Here is a 17,825-nt window from a genome sequence, read left to right as displayed (position 1 = left end):
TGTAGCCTCCTATATCCGGGCGGGCTCTCTCTCCCTCACTGTCGATTTTCAGCCAAAGCCCCGCCGGCTCGCCCGCGGGGCTTTTTGCTTTTTGCATTCTGTTGTTTTTGGCGCCCCGGTTGCGGGGGTCCCGGTGTCTTCAATCGGTTTTGGGTCGAATGGTGGAGTGGGGGTGTCATGATGGAAGCGAGAATCCTGCGTCTCAATCTTGCCGGGCAGCCGCTGGAGTGGCTGAACTGGCAGGAGGCCGCATGCCTTTATGTGCGCGAGCTGGTGACCTGGTCCCTGGGTGGCGTGGTGCAGCGGGTGCACGGTGGTATTAACCGCTTTGGCGAGCGCTCCAGCCTCGACCTGTCGGCGATCATCGCCTGTGGCGGCGAGCGCATGGCGCGCCCGCGCCGGCGCCCGCCACTCACCAATCGCGCGCTTTTCTACCGCGATCGCCATACCTGCCTCTACTGCGGTAGTGAGTTTCGCACCGGCGAACTGACCCGCGACCATGTGCACCCGGTGTCCCGGGGCGGTCGCGATGTGTGGGAGAACGTGGTCACCGCCTGCCGCCGCTGTAACCAGCACAAGGGCAACCGGCTGCTGGAGGATATCGAGCTGGACCTGCTGGCACTGCCGTTCTGCCCCAACGCCGCCGAGTACCTGGCACTGATCAACAGCGAGCGGATCCGCGGCGACCAGATGGAATTCCTGCGCGGGCAGTTTTCCAGTGGGCGCAAGGAAGGCTGGCTGGTTTAACGGAATTGTATTCGGCGGGTGATTCGGGCGGACACAAGGTCCGCCCCTACGGTCATTGGCGTTCTTCCCGGGGCACGTGGATGCCGGCCCGCGCCGGTGAGCCGGCCCAACGGAATGACGACCAGGTGGAATTCCTGCGGGTGCGGTTTTCCAGTGGGCGCAAGGAGGGCTGGCTGGTTTAACGGAATTGGATTCGGCGGGTGATTCGGGCGGACACGAGGTCCGCCCGGCCGGTAATCAGGACGCGGTGGCCGCTTTGATCAGGCCGTGCAGGTACTCGCCAAAATCGTGGCCGGCGTTTTCCATCATCTTCGGGAACATGGAAATCGGCGTCATGCCCGGGAAGGTATTCACCTCGTTCAGGTAGATATCGCCGTCGTCGGTGAGGAAGAAGTCGATGCGCGACAGGTCTTTCAGCTGCAGGCCGGTAAACGCCTTGCGGGAGGCCGCCTGGATCCAGCCCAGCTGTGCGTCGCTCAGGCCCTGTGCCTCCACATGGGTCACCGCCCGGCTGCCTTCGGCATACTTCTCCTCGTAGCTGTAGAAGGTGTCTGACGGCGCGCAGACCTCCCCGGGCGGCGTGACCACCAGCTTGCCTCCGTGGGTATAGGCCGCCACTTCCAGCTCACGCACCTTCAGGCACTTTTCCACCAGCACATAGGGCGACAACCCGAAGGCCTGTTCCAGTGCCTCCGCCAGTTCGTCCGCAGAGGTGACCTTGTAACAGCCCACCGACGAGCCCTGGTTGGACGCCTTGACGAAAATCTCCCCCCACTCCTCCAGTGCCATGGAGGCCTTGGCCACTTCCTCGGCATCGTTGCTGCACAGGAACTGGTAGGGGGTGTTATCGATATCCAGTGCCGTGAGCCACAGCTTGGTGCTGATCTTGTTGAAGCAGGTCTTGCTGGCCTCGGGGCCACAGCCGAAGTAGGGGATGCCATAAAGCTCCAGCATCGACTGGAGGTCGCCGGTTTCCCCTGGATAGCCGTGGATGGCGGGAATCACGTAGTGGATTTCCGTGTCGTTGTCGCCGTCACCACCGCGCAGGTGGCGGTCCTGGCCCAGCTGGAAGACGCGCCCGGCAGTGTCCGCCAGGCGACCGTTGCCGTCCATCTCCACCGGGATAATGTTCAGGTCGTCGAATGCCTGCAGCCGGCGCTGGATAAATTCAGCGGTGCGCACCGACACTTCGTGTTCGCTGCCACCGCCACCGCATATCAGCAGGGTATTGATCATCGTTGTAGTCCCTGTTCCGCCCGGGTATCTCCCGCCCTCAGGGCGCGGTCAGCACCCGGGCGCACTGTTCCGGCATGGGCCGGGGTTTTTCCTTCGGTGCCGGCTCTTCCGGTGCCCGCAGCAGCGCGTAAAACTCGTCGCTGAACCACCAGTCCAGGTCGCTGCCGCAGGGCTCGCCGCGGGGTGGGCGCTGCGGCTTGCAGTCGGCTTCGCCGTCGGGGCATGCCAGCCGCACATGGAAATGGTAATTGTGGCCCCACCAGGGGCGCACCTTGCGCAGCCACTCGTTGTCGGAGCCGGCGCTGTCACACATTTTGCGCTTGATGGTGGGGTGGACAAAAATCCGCTCCACCCGTTCATCTTCCGCCGCTATCCGCAGGATAGACGGAATTCGCTCGTCCCAGTTTTTCTCGATCAGGCGATGCTGCTCGGTGTCGGCCATGGGGATGGCGGAGATATTGTCGCGCTCCCAGGCGGTGAGTGGCCGTTCCCCGGCACGCCTGTCCTGTGAGTACCAGATGTCGATGTCCAGGCCCACCTGGTGGCTGCGATGGCCGGAGGAAAAGGGCCCGCCGCGGGCCATGGACATATCGCCGATCTGCAGGCGGCCCAGGTCCTGCCGGGCCACCCGGCGGGAAAAGTCCTCCAGGAAGCTTACCGTCTCGGGATGGCCGTAGTGGCGGTCGCGACCGGTGCGCACCAGCTGGAAGCCCTCGCCGCGCAGGGGCATCTGCCGGGCGCCACTGAGGCAGCCATTGGTGTAGGTGCCGATACTGGCCGGGGACAGGCTGGCGGGTTGCCCCACCTCTTCCCAGGGATTGCCGCCGGCAGGACCGGCAGCCGCGGGGCCGGCGGCCGCGATGGCGGCGCCGAGCAACAGGGATGCCATTTTTCTGGTAAACATAAGCGCTCTACTGCTGACTCCAGAGCACATTATAGAGGCTCCGGTTATTGCGTCTGTGACTTGTCTTGTGTCGCCTGGATTTCCCGGCAGGCCTCCAGCAGCGCATCCATTTCGGCGTCGGTGCCGATGCTGATACGCAGGTAATCGCCGATGCGCGGCTTGTTGAAATAGCGCACCAGGATCTGCCGCTCGCGCAGCTGCAGGTACAGGGTTTCGGCGTCGATCGCGCGCGGGCGCGCCAGGACAAAATTGGCCAGCGACGGTACCACCTCGAAGTCGAGGGCCGCCAGGTCGGTGGTCACCCGCTCGCGGGTGGCGATGACCTTGGCACTGGTCTCCCGCAGCCAGGCGCTGTCGCCGATGGCCGCGGCGGCCAGGCGCTGGGCGACGCTGTCGATGGGGTAGGAGTTGAAGGAATTCTTGGTGCGCTGCAGCCCCTCCACCAGGTGCGGCTGCCCCAGTGCGTAGCCCAGGCGCAGGCCCGCCAGCGCGTGGGACTTGGACAGGGTGCGGATCACCAGCAGGTTGGGGTAGCGGTCGATCAGCTGTGCGGCGCTGTCGCCGCCGAAATCGATATAGGCCTCGTCGATCGCCACCACCCGTTCCGGCTGCAGCTGCAGCAGCTGCTCGATCTCCTCCAGGGGCAGGAAGCGGCCGGTGGGGGCGTTGGGATTGGGCAGGATCACCCCCGCCGCCGGGCCGGCATAATCCTCCACCGCAATACTGAAATCCTCCCGCAGTGCCGGCCGCCGGTGCGGGATGTCATACAGCTGGCAGTACACGGGGTAGAAGCTGTAGGTGATATCCGGGAACAGTAGCGGCTCGTCGGCGCCGCGGCGGAAGAAACTGTAAAAGGCGTGGGCCAACACCTCGTCGGAGCCGTTGCCCACGAACACCTGCGCCGGGTCCAGGCCTTCCTGCGCGGCGATGGCGGCGCAGAGCTCGCTGGATTCCGGGTCCGGGTAGCGGCGCAGGGCATCGGGCAACTGCGGGTCCGCCAGCACCTCCATGGCCCGGGCCGAGGGCGGGTAGGGGTTCTCGTTGGTGTTCAGCTTTACCAGCCGGGTGCCGCGGGGCTGTTCCCCGGGGACATAGGGTTCGAGTGCGGCCAGCGCCGGGCTCCAGAATGGATTGTTCATGCCTGCTCCTCCATGCCGGTTTCGTCAGCGCGTTCCTGCGGGGACTCCCCGTCGGTTGCCGGGGTTTCTTCCGGCGCCTGGTCCCCTGAGCCGCTGCCGGTCTCTTCCTCGGGAATCTCGATATCGTAGAGGCCGGAAGACTCGGCCAGGAACTCCTGCATGGGTTGCGGCTCGCGCAGCAGCAGGTCCTCGTACTTGAGGGTGGTGGATATCTGCGGGACACCGCTGAACTCGGCCATGCCGGCGATGTCCTCCGCCAGCCCCAGGCCCAGGAAGCCCAGTGGCAGCAGCAGCGATACCGCCCAGCGCCAGCCGCGGGAGATATTCAGCGCCAGGTAGCAGGCGCACCACAGCATGGTGGGCAGGATGATAGCCAGCACTGCAAAGTTCAGCAGCGGCATGGTCTTGCCGATGGCAAAATTGAAGTCCAGCAGGCCGCGAAACCATTCCCAGCTGGTGTAGGCCAGCGCCCCCAGCGCGGCGATTGACAGGTGGGCAAAGAAGCGGGTGTCGTGGCGCACCACGCGGCCGATAAACGCCCAGGCACCGGCGTACACCAGCAGGCCCACCAGGCTGCCGATGGCCAGGTTGATGACCGCGGTCCATTCCAGCCTACCGGCAAAATTCAGGTAGGCCAGCAGCAGCGTCAGCGCCGCCACCACCGCCAGCAGGCTGATGGCCTTGGCCGGGTGCGACAGCCGCTCGAGGATGCCCTCGAGGGAATGCAGGGGCACCGCGGGCGGCACCGCCGACTCCGAGTGGCTGATACGCAGGTGGGTGCGGCCCACCTGGATTTCGTCGCCGGACTCGATCAGGCGCCGGTCCACGTCCTCGCTCTTGATCGAGCTGTCGTACATATTGCGCACCAGCTGGGTGCCGTTGACGCTGTCCAGGTCGTGCAGCACAAAGCCGCCGTCCTCATCGCGCACGATCTCCGCATGGGCGGGGTCCGCGTGCACATCCTCGATAATCACGTCATTGCCGTAGCCGCGGCCCAGGGTCAGGCGCTCGCCGTCCATGCGGTAGCGCGCCTGCACATGGCGGGCGCGGTTCAGCTCCTCAATAATCAGTGCCATTGGATCTCGCTCGTAAACTTCTCGGTAAACGCCTCGGCGGATTCCCGGGTAAACCCGGACAGGGTGAAATGGCTCACCAGCGCGTTGTTCTTGCGGTCGACACTCAGGCTCAGGTAGAAGATGTCGTAGAGGTCGGGGAAATCCTTATATCGGCGCACGCAGTAACTGGTGCGGGCGATCACCGGCGGCTTTTTGCTCTCGGCCTTGGGTACGCCCGGCTGGCGGTCGCGGGGTTGGGCCGTGAATGACTGCTTGCAGTTGAAGTTGGTGACATCCTCCTCGCCGGCGTCGTTGCCGGGGAAGAAGGTGCTCATCTGGCGCTCGTATTCACTGTAGAAACGCGCCGGCAGCAGGTCGTCGGCCTCGAACCAGAAGAATTCGTACTCCACCCGGCCGGTGTTGAAGTCGTCGGCGAGGAATACCACATCCTGGCCGGTGCAGCCCTTGTCGATGCGCTTGACCGGGTTGTCCTCGTCTTCCTCGGTGTTGCCCCAGCACTGGATGGCGGGAATGATCTCGCCCACCACCCTGGCCTCGCCCAGGGCACGCTTTTTCCACTCGGCGCTGAGGATGGCGTCAATAATGCGTTGCTGGTTCGCCTTGAGCTGCTGGGCGGTCACCTCATGCAGGTCGACGGAGTTGCCCTGCTTGCGGTAGTGGGACAGCAGCCGGGATAGTTTCCCCACCGGCACCAGGAAGCTGACCTGGTTGCCCGCCGTGGCCACGTTGATGCCCACCACCTCTCCGCGGGTATTGATGGCGGGGCCGCCACTCATGCCCGGGTTGATGGAGCCGGCAAAGTGGATGCGATCGTAAAAGCTGCCGGTGGCAATACCGTTATAGGTGCCGGGAATCAGGGTCATGCCCAGGTCCAGCGGGTTGCCCAGGGAGACGATGGTCTCGCCCCGTTTCGGCGTGTCGCTGGCCAGCTGCAGGTAGGACTTGCCGGGTTGCTCCAGGCGCAGGATCGCCAGGTCGTTGATCACGTCGATATCCAGCAACTTGAGGCCGCCCTTGTCGCCGTCCACCGAGACAAACTCCAGCAGGTACTTGTCCGGGTCGCTGACCGCTTCCGCTACCACGTGGTAGTTGGTGGCCAGCAGGCCGTCGGCGGAAATCTGGAAGGCGGAGCCGATGGCGGCCTTGGAGTTGGATGATTTCTCGATCAGGCGGATCTGGTACAGCGTGTCGCGATAATCACTGTAAAGCTTCTCGTAGCTCTGCGCCGCGGCGAAACCGGAAAAACAGCACAACAGCAGGATCAATAGGCGCATGCAAAATGTGGACATTATGTCTGATTAAATTATGGGCAGAAGGCCGTGGATATTACGGAATATAAGATAGTGCAACAAACGGCGCCGCGTTGCACTTCCTGCGGTCAATAAGTTGACTGGCGCGGCTGCGGCGAACGTCGTTGGGTTGCCGTCATGTCACTGGCCGGCAGCCGAAGTTACCGCAGGATTCGCCCGGAAAGGCGGGTCTTTTGCCTTGCGGGGCGGACCTCGTGTCCGCCCGGACCGGCCGTGTCTCCGTGGATACAGGGCGGACACAAGGTCCGCCCCTACGGTTACGTGTGATTTCGCAGCGCTCGACCCGGTGTCGCCGTATAAAACTGGTGGGAAAACGGCCGTTTTTTTTTAAGAGCCAGGAAAAACACCACCCCGTAGGGGCGGACCTGGTGTCCGCCCGGTCCGCCGCGTCTCCGTGGATACAGGGCGGACACAAGGTCCGCTCCTACGGTTTTACGTAATTCCCCACGCCCCTCTACGAGGGCGCAGGGTTCGCCCCCTTGATACGAAAGAGGGCGCCCAGCCGGTGTGCAACCGTTCATGTAATTGCCTGTAATTCCCTGTGATCGACCTGTAATCCCGCGATCCGTAGAGTGGCTCTCAGGGTTCAGGGGCACATCTCCATTGCAGTGTGTGCGGGCAGGATGCCCATGCCCTGACCGCAGTATCCGATGGACCGGAGGCCGGGGAAACCCGGCACGGTACGGAAACCCATTCAGCGCAAGCTGGATCGTCAGGCCGGCCCCGGCTTTCACAGAGCCTTGGAGCGCCGGGGTTTGGGGAAGGGCCTGACGGGGGCAAGGAGGCTCCATTTCGCTCTTGATAGTGTTGTTGTAACCGTCGATGGCTGGGACCATCATTCGGACCGGCAGTAACCTGGTTGCTGCCGGTTTTTTTTGTCTGTCACACTTGAAATGTGATGGAGTTCCGGTGCCGGTTGCGATTATCCTATTGGGCGCTGCACGCGTGTGGGCGGGGGTGAAAGCACCACATAGCGCAGTTTTAGGGGATGGCGCTGCGGGAAGTCCGGGCCTCAGGTGACCTTCAGGGATTCCGGAACCGGGATCCCGCGGCCATTTGGATGAAATAAGAAGACAGGAATTGGAAATGGAAAATTCAGAGATCAAGTGCGCGGACCTGAAAACCCTGGAATGGAACTTCCCGGAACAGGGACGGAAAATCGACCTGGTGCTGAAACCGATGCCGGCCAAGAATGGCGTGCCGCAGTACTGGCAGCTGAACGAGGCGGGCAATCTCGACCCGTCAGAGGCGTTCGGCAATATGGACTTCAAGATCAAGAGTGGGCAAGGGGCGCTGACCCTCAATGTGACCCTGGACAGCTCCGAGTTCGGTGTCGACGACCTGCAGTTTATGGATTTCGAGAGCTGCAAGCAGCTGGATGGGATTATCCCGCTGAGCCCGGATTTCCGTCACCAGTTCCGCACCCGGGTAAAAAATAACAGTGGCGGCAAGGAGCTGAAGATCAAGATCTGGGATGTTGAGGAAGTTGCGGACGATTTCTCCTTCCTGTGGTTTTGCTACAGCCCTTCGCTGAATGTGCACTTTGTATCAGGTGACCCCAACGCTCTGATTGATCCGCTTTAATCAGTCACAGATAGCGGAAGAAACTTCTTCTGATGTCTCGGGTTGGGTGCAGAGTTGCTGGAACGCCGGCAGGTTAAACCACTCTGCACTCATTCCCTGCTCTAGTAGCTGCTCCATATAATAGTTTGCTGAGCGCCATTCTCCTGCCAGAGAGTAAACTTGTACGGCATTGTATTTTATGTCGGTGTCTTCAGGGGCTTCCCGAAGCAGATTCATGGTTAATGCGATTGATGAGGAGGTTTGGTTCAAATTGGCTTGAGCGATAGCCTGATACATTCGTGATTCCAAGTCATCTTTCCTTTCAGTTAATTGCCGTAGCTGCATGAAAGACGCTTTGGCACTATCTGCGTTATTGAGCATCAGGTGTGTCTCGGCGATTTGCCCGATTGTGGGGATGTTGTTCGGTGCCCTGGATAGTACTTGCTGGAAGGTTTGCAATGCATCTGTGTATTTCTGCTGTAAGAAATAAACACTCCCAAGATTGGACTTCGTCCGCCAGCTGCGTAGCTCCTCCGGGATGGCCGTGATGGCTGCTTCCGCTTCTGGCAGGTTGCCACCCTCCAGTTCGATTACCCCCAGAAGTGAATAGGAGGACCAATGTTCCGGATAGCTATCAGTCAGTCGCTCGAGTGTTGAACGCGCAGCACTATAGTCGCCGCTTGCAGTCTGGTTGATGGCAATTAGATACAGATTATCGGCCGAAGGGTTGAGTTGAGCTGCTTCTATTGCCTCCTGCAGACCATCCTCATACTTTCCGCTTCGGTAAAAATAACGGGCCCGTCTGTTTCTCAGTTCGGCGATCGGATAATTCGATGATTCCAGCTTGGAAGAGAGGGCTTCAAACTGCTCCTGATAATCCCCCAGGCTGTAAAGGAAAAGCTTGAGTTCATCGACAGTGGTTTCCTCGATCCCGAACTCTTTTGCCTCATTGAGTTTCGATAAAGCCGAGTCGAGGTAGAGTTTGTCCCCTGTGAGCACGTGTAGTATTGCGGAGACATTGACTAGCGTGTGATAGACCATCCTGCTTTCCGGGTGGATACTACGCAGTCGATTGAGGGTGGCCAGGTCTTCCTCCGCTACATCCTTGCTGTCCAGGCGGCTGACGATATCGAGGTAATCGGTGTAGTCCGACTGTGACATCAGTACCTGTTGGCTGGCAGACTTGGCATAGCCATCAGGGAATAGCGCTGCTGCACTATTCCCGATTCTATACTCCGCCTCCTGCCGCTTATCCACCAGAAACGCAAACCCCGCCTGCTCCTTTACCACCTCATCCGCTGGCCCAATCCGCTGCAGTTCAATCTCACACCGCACCCGTGCACATTCCAGCCGCGCAAACAGCGCATCGGTGACGCCCTTGTCCCGCAATGCCTGCAGCTGGGCATCAAAGTCCTGCCCGTCTTTCGGGGTAAAACTCACCAGTGCACTGGCCTTCAGCTGCGAGACCGAGTTCATCAGTGCCTGGCGCACCATGGTTGCGGTGAGGGCCCTGGCGTTGTCCTCGCCGCGCACTTCGCCATGGATCTCCACCGGCATCACGGCGATATATTGCGGTTCCAGGCGGGTGGCGTATTCCCAGCCGAGGTAGCCGGCGACGGTGAAGGCGCCCAGGGCGGCGGCATAGCCGAGCCGTTTGTACAGCTTGCGGCGCTGGCTGGGGGGCTTGCGCAGCAGGGCGGTGACGGTGGCGGAGAATTCGTCGCTGTCGGTGTCGGCGGCCTGGTGCTGGTGCAGGAAGGCCAGCGCCTCGTACACCTGCTGGGCGGATTCCGGGCGTGCCCCGGGCTGCTTGGCCAGCAGGCGGTCGAGCAGGGCGGCCAGGGGCTCCGGCACTTCCGGGCAGGCCTGCTGCGGCGGGATATGCGGTTCGTGAATTACCTTGTGGGCCAGTGCCAGGCTGCCGCCGTCGCCCTTGTCGAACGGGCGGGCGTTGCACAGCAGCTGGTAGGCGATGGCGCCCAGGCTGAACAGGTCGCTGCGCGGGCACAGGGGCTGGCCCTGCAGTTGCTCCGGGGACATGGCGTCCACGGTGCCGGCCACATGGTCCTCGCGGGTGATATCGGTACTTTCCTGCTGCAGCGACTTGGCGATGCCAAAATCGGTGATCTTGGCAGTGACCCCGCCGGTGCCGATGGCCAGCAGAATATTGTCCGGCTTCAGGTCGCGGTGGACGATGCCCAGGCTGTGGGCCTCGGACAGACCGCGGCAGATCTGCATCAGCAGGTCCAGCTTCTCCCGCAGGGTGGGGGTGCGCTCGCGCATCCACTCCTTGAGGGTGGTGCCCTCCACGTACTCCATTACCAGCGCGATATCGCCATCGCGCTCGATCACGTCGTACAGCTGGACAATATTGGGGTGGTTGAGCTGGGCCAGCAGGCGGGCCTCGGAGCGGATGCGGGCGCCGGCGGACTCGGTGGTGGCGTCGGCGCGCAGCTGCTTGATGGCCACCGGGCGGTGCAGCTGGGTGTCGCGGGCCAGGTACACCACGCCCATACCGCCGGCGCCGAGCGCGCGCTCGACCCGGTAGCGACCGAGCAGGGACTGTGGTGGTTCGGCGATTTCCATGGCCATTTATTCTTGTTGGAGACGACAGGTCCGTTACATCTCCGCCCGTCCGGGCAGTGATTCCGGTTGCCTGCGGGCGATTGGGCGCAAGTTTACCGCTTTTAGGGTGGCGGTACTAATTCATGGTTCAAGGATGCTTCCCGGCCGGTCCCATCGGTCTCTGTTTCTATTTCACGGCGCTCTGGCCCTATCCCTCGTCCCCGGCGGACTGGCCCTGCGCCATGCGGGTGGGTTCCTGCTGCCGGGACTGGCACAGTCCCGGGTGTTCCCGGCGCAACTGTGCGAATTTGTCACTGGAGCAGATGGGGGCGAAGCGCGCGGTGTTGAACCAGATTGGGGAAACGCCCAGCTCCAGGGTTTTTTCCACATGTGCCCGGGTGGACACCAGGTCGCCGCTGGCGATATAGACCTGGGCGCGGGTGTAATTGACGTAGAGATCGTCCGGGGCGGTACGGCGTATCCGGATCAGCGTACTGATCGCCCTGTCCGGCTGGCCCAGTTCGGCATAGGCGCGGGCGCGCATCAGCAACCCTTCCCAGTCGTCGCGCCCCTCTGTCACCGACAGGGCCCGCTCCGCCAGCTGGTGCGCCTGCTCCGTTTTGCCCCGGGCGCGCGCAATCTCCGACTGGTATAGCAGGATATCGGCATCCTTTGGTGCCCGTTCCGATGCGCCGGCAAAGCAGGACTGGGCCTGCTCGAACTGTTTCTCGATGTAGTAGGCCAGGCACAGGTTGTAGGTGTCCATCGTGCGCAGCTTTTCCACAGGGGCATTCTGCAGCAGGCGGATGGTCTCTTCCGGGTGGCCTCTGTCGAGTTCGTTGGCGGCCAGCACGGAGATCACCATCATGTTGTCCTTGTCGATCTCCAGGGCCTCTATCAGCAGGGGCCGGGCGGCTTCCATATCGCCCCGGGTGCTCAGGGTGACAGCCTTCTGCAGCAGGTAGCGGTGGCTGGTGCGCAGTTCCAGGGCGTTGTTAATGGCGGCAAGGGCCTTGTCGTAATTGCCGCTTTCCTGATGGTAGAAATGGAGCAATTGGTAGTAGGTGGCGCGGTCCGGGAGGCTCATCCTGAGCTGGTCCAGCAGGGCCTCGGCACGGCTGGAATTACCATCCACAATGGCCAGGCGCACTTCTGCCAGCAGCAGGTCCGGGTGGTTCCTGACTTTGTGTGGTGCCAGGGCGAGGAATTCCCGCAGCCGGTCGAGGGCATCGGTATGGCGCGTGTTGAAGCGCTGGTCAATCACCAGTTCGCTGTAGAGTTCATAGAACGGGGTAAAGGCCGGTGTACGCCGCTGCATTGCTTCGAGCGCTTCCATTGCCTGCTCCCGGTCGGTACTACCGGAGTTTTTATCGTCGTAAATGGCCAGGTAGCGCTGGTAGTCCGTTTCGGAGATATTTGCCTGGGCAGCGCCATCGCGGGTCGGGAAATCCCGCAGCAGGTAGTTCAACTGCTGCATGGTGCGCGCCCGTGTTTCCAGCCCCTCGTTGATATTGAGGGTCGTGGTGCGGTTGCTGATCACGGCCAGGTTATCGGCCTCGATCAGCTCCAGGGACACCTCGCACTGCTGTCCCTCACAGGAGAGTGACGGGTGCAACAGCAGGTCGGCATTCAGGGCCTCGACCTGGTCCTGCAGTCTCTCACCGGCCAGTTGCCGGGATTCAGAGTAGGGCACCAGTAGCAGGCCCTGGCGGTTGGACAGTCCCTGCTTGAGGGCGCTGAGGATGTTGTTGCCCAGCAGGCGCATTTCCCGGCTGCCGAGGTTTTTCTCGTGTGGCGCCAGGATAGCGAGGTACTTGCCCTTCGGTTTTTCCGTTGTGGGAATCAGGGTGGCGAGGGAGGCCAGGGTGACGGCGGCGGCCACGGCAATAGCCGCACCGGCCAGCAGGGGCTTGCGCTGTTTCTGGCGGCGTCGTGCCTGGGCGTGGAAGCTCTCGGCGGTAACGGTGACTGTGCGGCTGGTGGTGGAAACCGCGGTCTTCGCGTCCAGTGCGGCGCGAATGTTGTGCAGTTCCTCGGCCACCGCCCTGGCGCTGAGAGGGCGTTTGTTGGGATCTTTCTCCAGCAACCGGTCGAGCAGGTGCGACAGCGGCGCGGGCAGCTCGGGGTTGAGTTTCTGCGCCGGCGGGTGCCCGCTGTTGACGATACGGTCCACAATGACAAAGGCGCTGTCGTGATCGCCGAACGGGCCCTGCCCGGTCAGCAGGCGGTAGGCGAGCACGCCCAGGGCAAAGAGGTCGCAGCGGTTGTCCAGCGGACGCCCCAGCGCCTGCTCCGGGGACATCGCCCCCCAGCTGCCGGCTACATGCTGTTCCCGGGTGAGGTCACTCTCTTCTCGCCAGTTCTTGGCGATGCCGAAATCGGTGATCTTGGCAGTATTGTCCTGGTTCACCAGGATATTGTCGGCCTTCAGGTCCCGGTGGATGATGCCGATGCTGTGGGCACGGGCCAGTCCGGCACAGACCTGGTCGAGGATATCGAGCTTTTGTGCGAGACCGGGATTGCGCTCCCGCTGCCACTGGGACAGGGTACAGCCGTCGACAAACTCCATTACCAGCGCCATTTTGCCGGCTTCTTCCACTACATCGTAAATCTGCACGATGTTGCTGTGGTTGAGCTGCGCCAGCAGTTTGGCCTCCTGGCGGATGCGCAAGTGTGCTGTGTCGCTGGACGGGTTGCTGATGAGTCGCTTGATCGCCACCCGGCGCTGGAGGTGCTCGTCGATAGCGAGATACACCACGCCCATACCACCGGCGCCAAGTTGCCCGGTGATTTTGTAGCGTCCGATCTGTTCTGGTTGTTCTTCTGACATCAATATTCCGGGGAATGGCCCTGTTGCTGCTCCCTGCCTTCCCTGACGAAGTCTGTTTGTCCGTGATTATCCGGGCGTCCCGCTTCCCTTCCCCCAGGGGCGCCCGTATTGATCAGCCGGGCTCGGTAATGTAGCCGGCCCGGGACTCGCGCTGTGAGCCCTTGTAAATCTCGAAGTTGCTGCACCCCAGGCGAATCTCCCAGGAGCGCCGCTCTACCAGTCCCGAGGTATCGATAGCGTCCGGCAGCGCCTCGGCAATCTGCTTGCGGGCGCGGAAGATCTGGGTGTTGAGGTGGTTGACGGTAATGCCCAGCTCGCGAGTGGCAACCTGGATGGACACCCAGCCCTGGGAGTCCGGATCGGCACCGCGTTCGATATCCTCCATACGGGCCCGGGCCAGGTACAGCAGCAGGTAGTGGTGGATGCGCGCGGGCAGGGCCACCTGCAGGTCCGGGCGACGCAGTTGCAGCTGCACATGCTCTTCATGGTGGCTGACCGAAAAGCGCAGGTCGAATTCGCAGATGGTCATCTGCTGCATGGAGAGTTCCTTGGTTGCCCCCTGGTTGTCGGGCAGGAACAGCTCCCAGCTGTAATGGCCGCAGTCAATCCGCTCGCCATGGCCGACGGCGATGGCGCTGTCACTGCCACTGGAGCTGCCAGTGAGTTCGTACAGCCACTGGCCGGAGATCGGGTTGAAATGCAGGCTGGCGAGGGGCTCGCGCTCATCCGGCAGCAGGTGGTACTGCTCCAGGGAGAGGGCGTCACCCGACTTCAGGTCGATCAGCAGGTTTTCCGGCTCGTCGAGGTTCTCCACCACCCACGCCGGGTTGGTGGCACGGCCAAAACAGACTTTGTCACCCTGCTCCAGCTCATAATTCCTGGCGGGCACGAGCTGCTGGCCGTTGAGCCAGGTCCCGTTACGGCTCAGGTCGCGGATATTCCAGTGGGTACCGGTCCATTGGATGGCCGCGTGGATACCGGAAATCTCGGCACTGGCGATGCGGGTGTCCACGGCGCCAAGGCGACGGCCCACAGTGTGGTGGGCCATCAGGTATTCGGGGTGCTCCCTATCCGGGTGCTGCAAACAAGCCATCTTATTGTCCCTTGATCCCTGCGGGGTGTTTGCTTTCAGGCGTTATCAGGACAGGCAGAACTGTGGCCTGGCGGGGAGCCCGGTCCGTGGGATGGACTGATTTCGCCAGGCGCATAGGGGAGTCGCACCAGCACACATGCCTGCCCGGTTGCCGTTCTCCGGCAGGCCGTGCAGTGGCGGTGGGTTTTGCGACAAGTCCCTGGTTTTCTAGTTGTTACGCCATGTCTTGAGTAAGTGGGCGCTAACTCAAAAGTGTCGCGCCACCTTAGTGTTGTGGCTTCATTTATACCGATCTGCGGTGTAAATGCAATGATTGCGTGCCATCGTGGCAACACTCGCCCATGGATTGCGCGAAGGCGGGGGAGTCCGCCTGAGAAAGCGGCGGAAATGGCGCCCGATGACGATCGTGGCGGGCGCTTAGTAGTCGCTTTTGTCGCCTTTTTCCCCGGATTGGTTGCGGCTCACCTTGCGGTCCAGGTCGCCGATGTCGAGTACCGGAGAGGCATCGATATGTTCCGCGTCCATCATCAGTGCCACTCGCTGGAGGGAGGAGATGATCATGGACTGCTCCCAGTCGCGCAGGTCGCGGAACTGGCGCACGAAGTGCTCCTGTAGTGGCGTGGGCGCGTCGCGGATAAAGTCCATGCCCTTGTCGGTGAGGTAGGCGTGCACCTTGCGCTTATCCTCTGATGAGCGCTCGCGGTAAACCAACCCGCGTTTTTCCAGGCGGTCTAAAATAGTGGTTACCGTGGCCTGGCTGAGGCTGATTTCCTTGGCCAGCGCGCCGATCGTTACCTGGCCTTTTTCACGGATGGCCTGGAGCAACAGTAGTTGCGGCGCGGTCAGGCCGGCGGTCTTGACCAGTTGTTTCGAGTGCAGGTCGGTGGCGCGGATCAGGCGGCGCAGGGTGATCAGTACTTCTTCAATCTTGTCCATCAGTAGCAGGCTCTGCAGTTCTCGGCGGGACATCCGCTCGCGTCCGACTTTATGCGCCGGTGGCGTTTTGTCAATCCTGCCGTGCACGCGCTCGCCCTGCGCTCGGGCGCGCCGGTCATATTTGTGCTCACTGGGCTGGCCGGGGTCCCTTTCCGTGCTCTCTACCAGCTCCTGGTTGGGCAGATTTTGTTCAGTCTCCATGGGTTTGGTCTTGCGGTTGCGTGTTTGTTTAGAGTACTATGCAAAAAATTGTTTAGAGCAGTAAACAATTAATTAGACAAAAGGTCAAATTTGGCCTTTAAGGCCTAAATTGCGTGCCAGCGCAGGGATTCCGGGCCTTTTAATACAATTTGATGACTAAAGGTATTGATTTGAGCGCCACAAGCGTAGCCAACAATCAGGGCGGGGGTTCGGAAGGCAAAGCCGAAGAGTCCCCGGAAGACAAGGTAGAGGCGCGGCAGGATTCCGCCAGGAAGGAAGCCCTGCTGCGCCAGCCGGTCAGTGAAGACGGTGCCGATGTGCATCGCTTGATCCAGCGCTGCCCTCCACTGGATGAAAATTCCGTTTACTGCAACCTGTTGCAGACCAGCCATTTCGCCGACACCAGTGTCGCCGCGGAGGTTGCCGGGGAACTCGCCGGCTTCGTCTCCGGGTACCTGGTCCCGTCGCGTCCCGACACTCTCTTTATCTGGCAGGTAGCCGTGGCCGAGGAAGGCCGCGGACAGGGCCTCGCCGGCCGCATGATCCGCGAGATCCTCGGTCGCCCGAACTGTGCGCAAGTGCGTTACCTGGAGACCACCATTACACCGGACAACGAGGCCTCCTGGGCCCTGTTCCGCGGCCTTGCCCGAAAGCTGGGCACTGAGTGCAATGAATCGGTGATGTTTGACCGGGAGCGCCACTTCCAGGGTCAGCATGACAGCGAGATGTTGCTGCGTATCGGTCCCTTTACCCAGGCCGGCAGCTGAGGTTGCGACGGCATGTCATATATGCCGGGTAAGAATTGAGTTTTCCTGAATCCTGAAATCAGACATTAACCAATCAAAGGTTGACAACATGAAAGTTTTTGACGAAATCGAATCGGAAGTCCAGAGCTATGCGCGCGCTTTCCCCCGGGTTTTCAACAAGGCCCAGGGCGAGTACCTGTATGACGAGGAAGGCAACCAGTACCTGGACTTCCTCGGCGGTGCCGGCACCCTGAACTACGGCCACAATAACCCGGTCTTCAAGGAAGCACTGCTGGAGTATATCCAGGCTGATGGCATCACCCACGGCCTGGACTTGCACACTAAGGCCAAGCGCGAGTTCATGGAGAGCTTTGCCGAGAAGATCCTGCAGCCGCGCGGCATGGAATATGTCATGCAGTTCACCGGCCCGACCGGCACCAATGCCGTGGAAGCGGCAATGAAGATCGCGCGCAAGCTGAAGGGCCGCGAGAACATCATCTCCTTCACCAACGGTTTCCATGGCTGCAGCCTGGGCGCCCTTGCCGCCACCGGTAACTCCCACCACCGCGGCGCCGCCGGCGTGAGCATGAGCGGTATTACCCGCATGCCCTACGAGGGTTACCTGGGCGACGACATCGACACCACCGCCTACCTGGACAAGGTGCTGTCCGACTCCTCCTCCGGCGTGGACCACCCGGCTGCGGTAATGGTCGAGACCGTGCAGGGTGAGGGCGGTATCAACGCCTGCAGCATGGAATGGCTGCGTAACCTCGAGGCGGTATGTAAGAAGCACGACATGCTGCTGATCGTCGACGACATCCAGGCGGGTTGTGGCCGTACCGGTGCCTTCTTCAGCTTCGAGGAAGCCGGAATCTCGCCGGACATCGTCACCCTGTCCAAGTCCCTGAGTGGTTACGGCCTGCCGTTCGCGGTAGTGCTGATGCGCCCGGAACTGGACCAGTGGAAGCCGGGTGAGCACAACGGTACTTTCCGTGGCAACAACCTGGCCTTCGTTACCGCCAAGGCGGCCATCGACCACTTCTGGAGCGACGACAAGTTCGCCAAAGAAGTGCAGCGCAAGGGTGAGTACATCGAGCAGCGGATGTCTGCCATCGTCGAGAAGTACGGTGACGGCAACATGACCACCCGCGGTCGCGGCATGATGCGTGGCCTGAACTGCATCAGCGGTGAGCTGGCCGACCAGATTACCAGCGAAGCGTTCAAGCACGGCCTGGTGATCGAAACCAGCGGTGCAGACGACCAGGTGGTAAAAACCCTGTGCCCGCTGACCATCAGTGATGAAAACCTGAAGCGTGGCCTGGATATCGTCGAAGCGGCGGTACAGAAAGTCCTGAAGGGCCAGGACGTGCCGGAAGAGCACGATTTCTTCGCCGAGGAAACCGACGCGGAAAAGGGTAAGGAATCCCTGGCTGGCGCCGCCTGATCGGCGCCCGTGAAAATTTAGTCCTTAAACTAATT

General features: G+C 61.6%; 13 protein-coding genes. 4 read left to right on the top strand and 9 right to left on the bottom strand.

What is annotated here, in order from left to right:
- The first annotated feature begins 180 nt into the window (after window positions 1-180).
- Window positions 181-747 (top strand): HNH endonuclease, encoded by a 567-nt coding sequence (locus tag LVD10_RS07140; RefSeq protein WP_233006694.1) that lies wholly within the window; start codon window positions 181-183, stop codon window positions 745-747.
- Window positions 748-984: 237 nt separating this feature from the next.
- Here LVD10_RS07140 and LVD10_RS07135 read toward each other — a convergent pair whose 3' ends face one another.
- The 5 genes from LVD10_RS07135 to LVD10_RS07115 are packed head-to-tail and all read right to left on the bottom strand — an operon-like array spanning window position 985 to window position 6,391.
- Window positions 985-1,983 carry a D-alanine--D-alanine ligase gene (locus LVD10_RS07135; RefSeq protein ID WP_237062695.1) on the bottom strand — a complete coding sequence of 333 codons (999 nt, stop codon included), beginning with the start codon at window positions 1,981-1,983 and terminating at the stop codon, window positions 985-987.
- Between the two features lie 37 nt (window positions 1,984-2,020).
- Window positions 2,021-2,887 (bottom strand): penicillin-insensitive murein endopeptidase, encoded by an 867-nt coding sequence (gene mepA / locus LVD10_RS07130; protein ID WP_233006325.1) that lies wholly within the window; start codon window positions 2,885-2,887, stop codon window positions 2,021-2,023.
- A gap of 44 nt (window positions 2,888-2,931) precedes the next feature.
- Window positions 2,932-4,026 (bottom strand): histidinol-phosphate transaminase, encoded by a 1,095-nt coding sequence (hisC, locus tag LVD10_RS07125; protein WP_237062694.1) that lies wholly within the window; start codon window positions 4,024-4,026, stop codon window positions 2,932-2,934.
- Entirely contained in the window at window positions 4,023-5,102 is a 1,080-nt protein-coding gene (locus tag LVD10_RS07120; RefSeq protein ID WP_233006323.1) for an FHA domain-containing protein, read from the bottom strand. The genes hisC and LVD10_RS07120 overlap by 4 nt, the downstream gene beginning before the upstream one ends.
- Window positions 5,093-6,391, bottom strand: coding sequence for a S1C family serine protease (locus LVD10_RS07115; RefSeq protein WP_233006322.1), 1,299 nt, complete (start codon window positions 6,389-6,391; stop codon window positions 5,093-5,095). The genes LVD10_RS07120 and LVD10_RS07115 overlap by 10 nt, the downstream gene beginning before the upstream one ends.
- Before the next feature lie 1,107 nt (window positions 6,392-7,498).
- Between LVD10_RS07115 and LVD10_RS07110 the strand changes: the two genes are divergently transcribed.
- A complete protein-coding gene (locus tag LVD10_RS07110; RefSeq protein WP_237062686.1) occupies window positions 7,499-7,996 on the top strand; it encodes a hypothetical protein in 498 nt (165 codons plus the stop codon).
- On the opposite strand, the gene LVD10_RS07105 is transcribed toward LVD10_RS07110, so the two are convergent.
- From LVD10_RS07105 to LVD10_RS07090, 4 genes are all read right to left on the bottom strand, one after another.
- Window positions 7,997-10,561, bottom strand: a complete 2,565-nt coding sequence (locus LVD10_RS07105) for a serine/threonine-protein kinase (protein WP_237062685.1) — start codon at window positions 10,559-10,561, stop codon at window positions 7,997-7,999.
- Between the two features lie 187 nt (window positions 10,562-10,748).
- Window positions 10,749-13,370, bottom strand: a complete 2,622-nt coding sequence (locus LVD10_RS07100; protein WP_237062683.1) for a serine/threonine-protein kinase — start codon at window positions 13,368-13,370, stop codon at window positions 10,749-10,751.
- A gap of 112 nt (window positions 13,371-13,482) precedes the next feature.
- The gene (locus tag LVD10_RS07095; RefSeq protein WP_237062681.1) at window positions 13,483-14,463 is read right to left on the bottom strand and encodes an FHA domain-containing protein; all 981 of its coding nucleotides are present in this window, start codon (window positions 14,461-14,463) and stop codon (window positions 13,483-13,485) included.
- 417 nt (window positions 14,464-14,880) lie between these two features.
- Window positions 14,881-15,399 carry a MarR family winged helix-turn-helix transcriptional regulator gene (locus LVD10_RS07090; RefSeq protein ID WP_233006693.1) on the bottom strand — a complete coding sequence of 173 codons (519 nt, stop codon included), beginning with the start codon at window positions 15,397-15,399 and terminating at the stop codon, window positions 14,881-14,883.
- A 371-nt stretch (window positions 15,400-15,770) separates the two neighbouring features.
- Here LVD10_RS07090 and ectA point away from each other — a divergent pair, with 371 nt between their 5' ends.
- Entirely contained in the window at window positions 15,771-16,367 is a 597-nt protein-coding gene (gene ectA, locus LVD10_RS07085) for a diaminobutyrate acetyltransferase (protein ID WP_237062679.1), read from the top strand.
- 88 nt (window positions 16,368-16,455) lie between these two features.
- Window positions 16,456-17,790, top strand: coding sequence for a diaminobutyrate--2-oxoglutarate transaminase (ectB, locus tag LVD10_RS07080; RefSeq protein ID WP_233006316.1), 1,335 nt, complete (start codon window positions 16,456-16,458; stop codon window positions 17,788-17,790).
- Window positions 17,791-17,825 lie beyond the last annotated feature (35 nt).

The organism is Microbulbifer zhoushanensis (assembly GCF_021729055.1).
GTDB lineage: Bacteria > Pseudomonadota > Gammaproteobacteria > Pseudomonadales > Cellvibrionaceae > Microbulbifer > Microbulbifer zhoushanensis.
The sequence above is the reverse complement of the archived record's forward strand: the minus strand, read 5'-3'. Positions and strand labels throughout refer to the sequence as shown.

Bases quoted from the DNA above. Each gene is read 5' to 3' on its own strand.
- LVD10_RS07140 (WP_233006694.1), top strand. From the start codon at position 181: ATGGAAGCGAGAATCCTGCGTCTCAATCTTGCCGGGCAGCCGCTGGAG.
- LVD10_RS07135 (WP_237062695.1), bottom strand. From the start codon at position 1,983: ATGATCAATACCCTGCTGATATGCGGTGGCGGTGGCAGCGAACACGAA.
- mepA (WP_233006325.1), bottom strand. From the start codon at position 2,887: ATGTTTACCAGAAAAATGGCATCCCTGTTGCTCGGCGCCGCCATCGCG.
- hisC (WP_237062694.1), bottom strand. From the start codon at position 4,026: ATGAACAATCCATTCTGGAGCCCGGCGCTGGCCGCACTCGAACCCTAT.
- LVD10_RS07120 (WP_233006323.1), bottom strand. From the start codon at position 5,102: ATGGCACTGATTATTGAGGAGCTGAACCGCGCCCGCCATGTGCAGGCG.
- LVD10_RS07115 (WP_233006322.1), bottom strand. From the start codon at position 6,391: ATGTCCACATTTTGCATGCGCCTATTGATCCTGCTGTTGTGCTGTTTT.
- LVD10_RS07110 (WP_237062686.1), top strand. From the start codon at position 7,499: ATGGAAAATTCAGAGATCAAGTGCGCGGACCTGAAAACCCTGGAATGG.
- LVD10_RS07105 (WP_237062685.1), bottom strand. From the start codon at position 10,561: ATGGAAATCGCCGAACCACCACAGTCCCTGCTCGGTCGCTACCGGGTC.
- LVD10_RS07100 (WP_237062683.1), bottom strand. From the start codon at position 13,370: ATGTCAGAAGAACAACCAGAACAGATCGGACGCTACAAAATCACCGGG.
- LVD10_RS07095 (WP_237062681.1), bottom strand. From the start codon at position 14,463: ATGGCTTGTTTGCAGCACCCGGATAGGGAGCACCCCGAATACCTGATG.
- LVD10_RS07090 (WP_233006693.1), bottom strand. From the start codon at position 15,399: ATGGACAAGATTGAAGAAGTACTGATCACCCTGCGCCGCCTGATCCGC.
- ectB (WP_233006316.1), top strand. From the start codon at position 16,456: ATGAAAGTTTTTGACGAAATCGAATCGGAAGTCCAGAGCTATGCGCGC.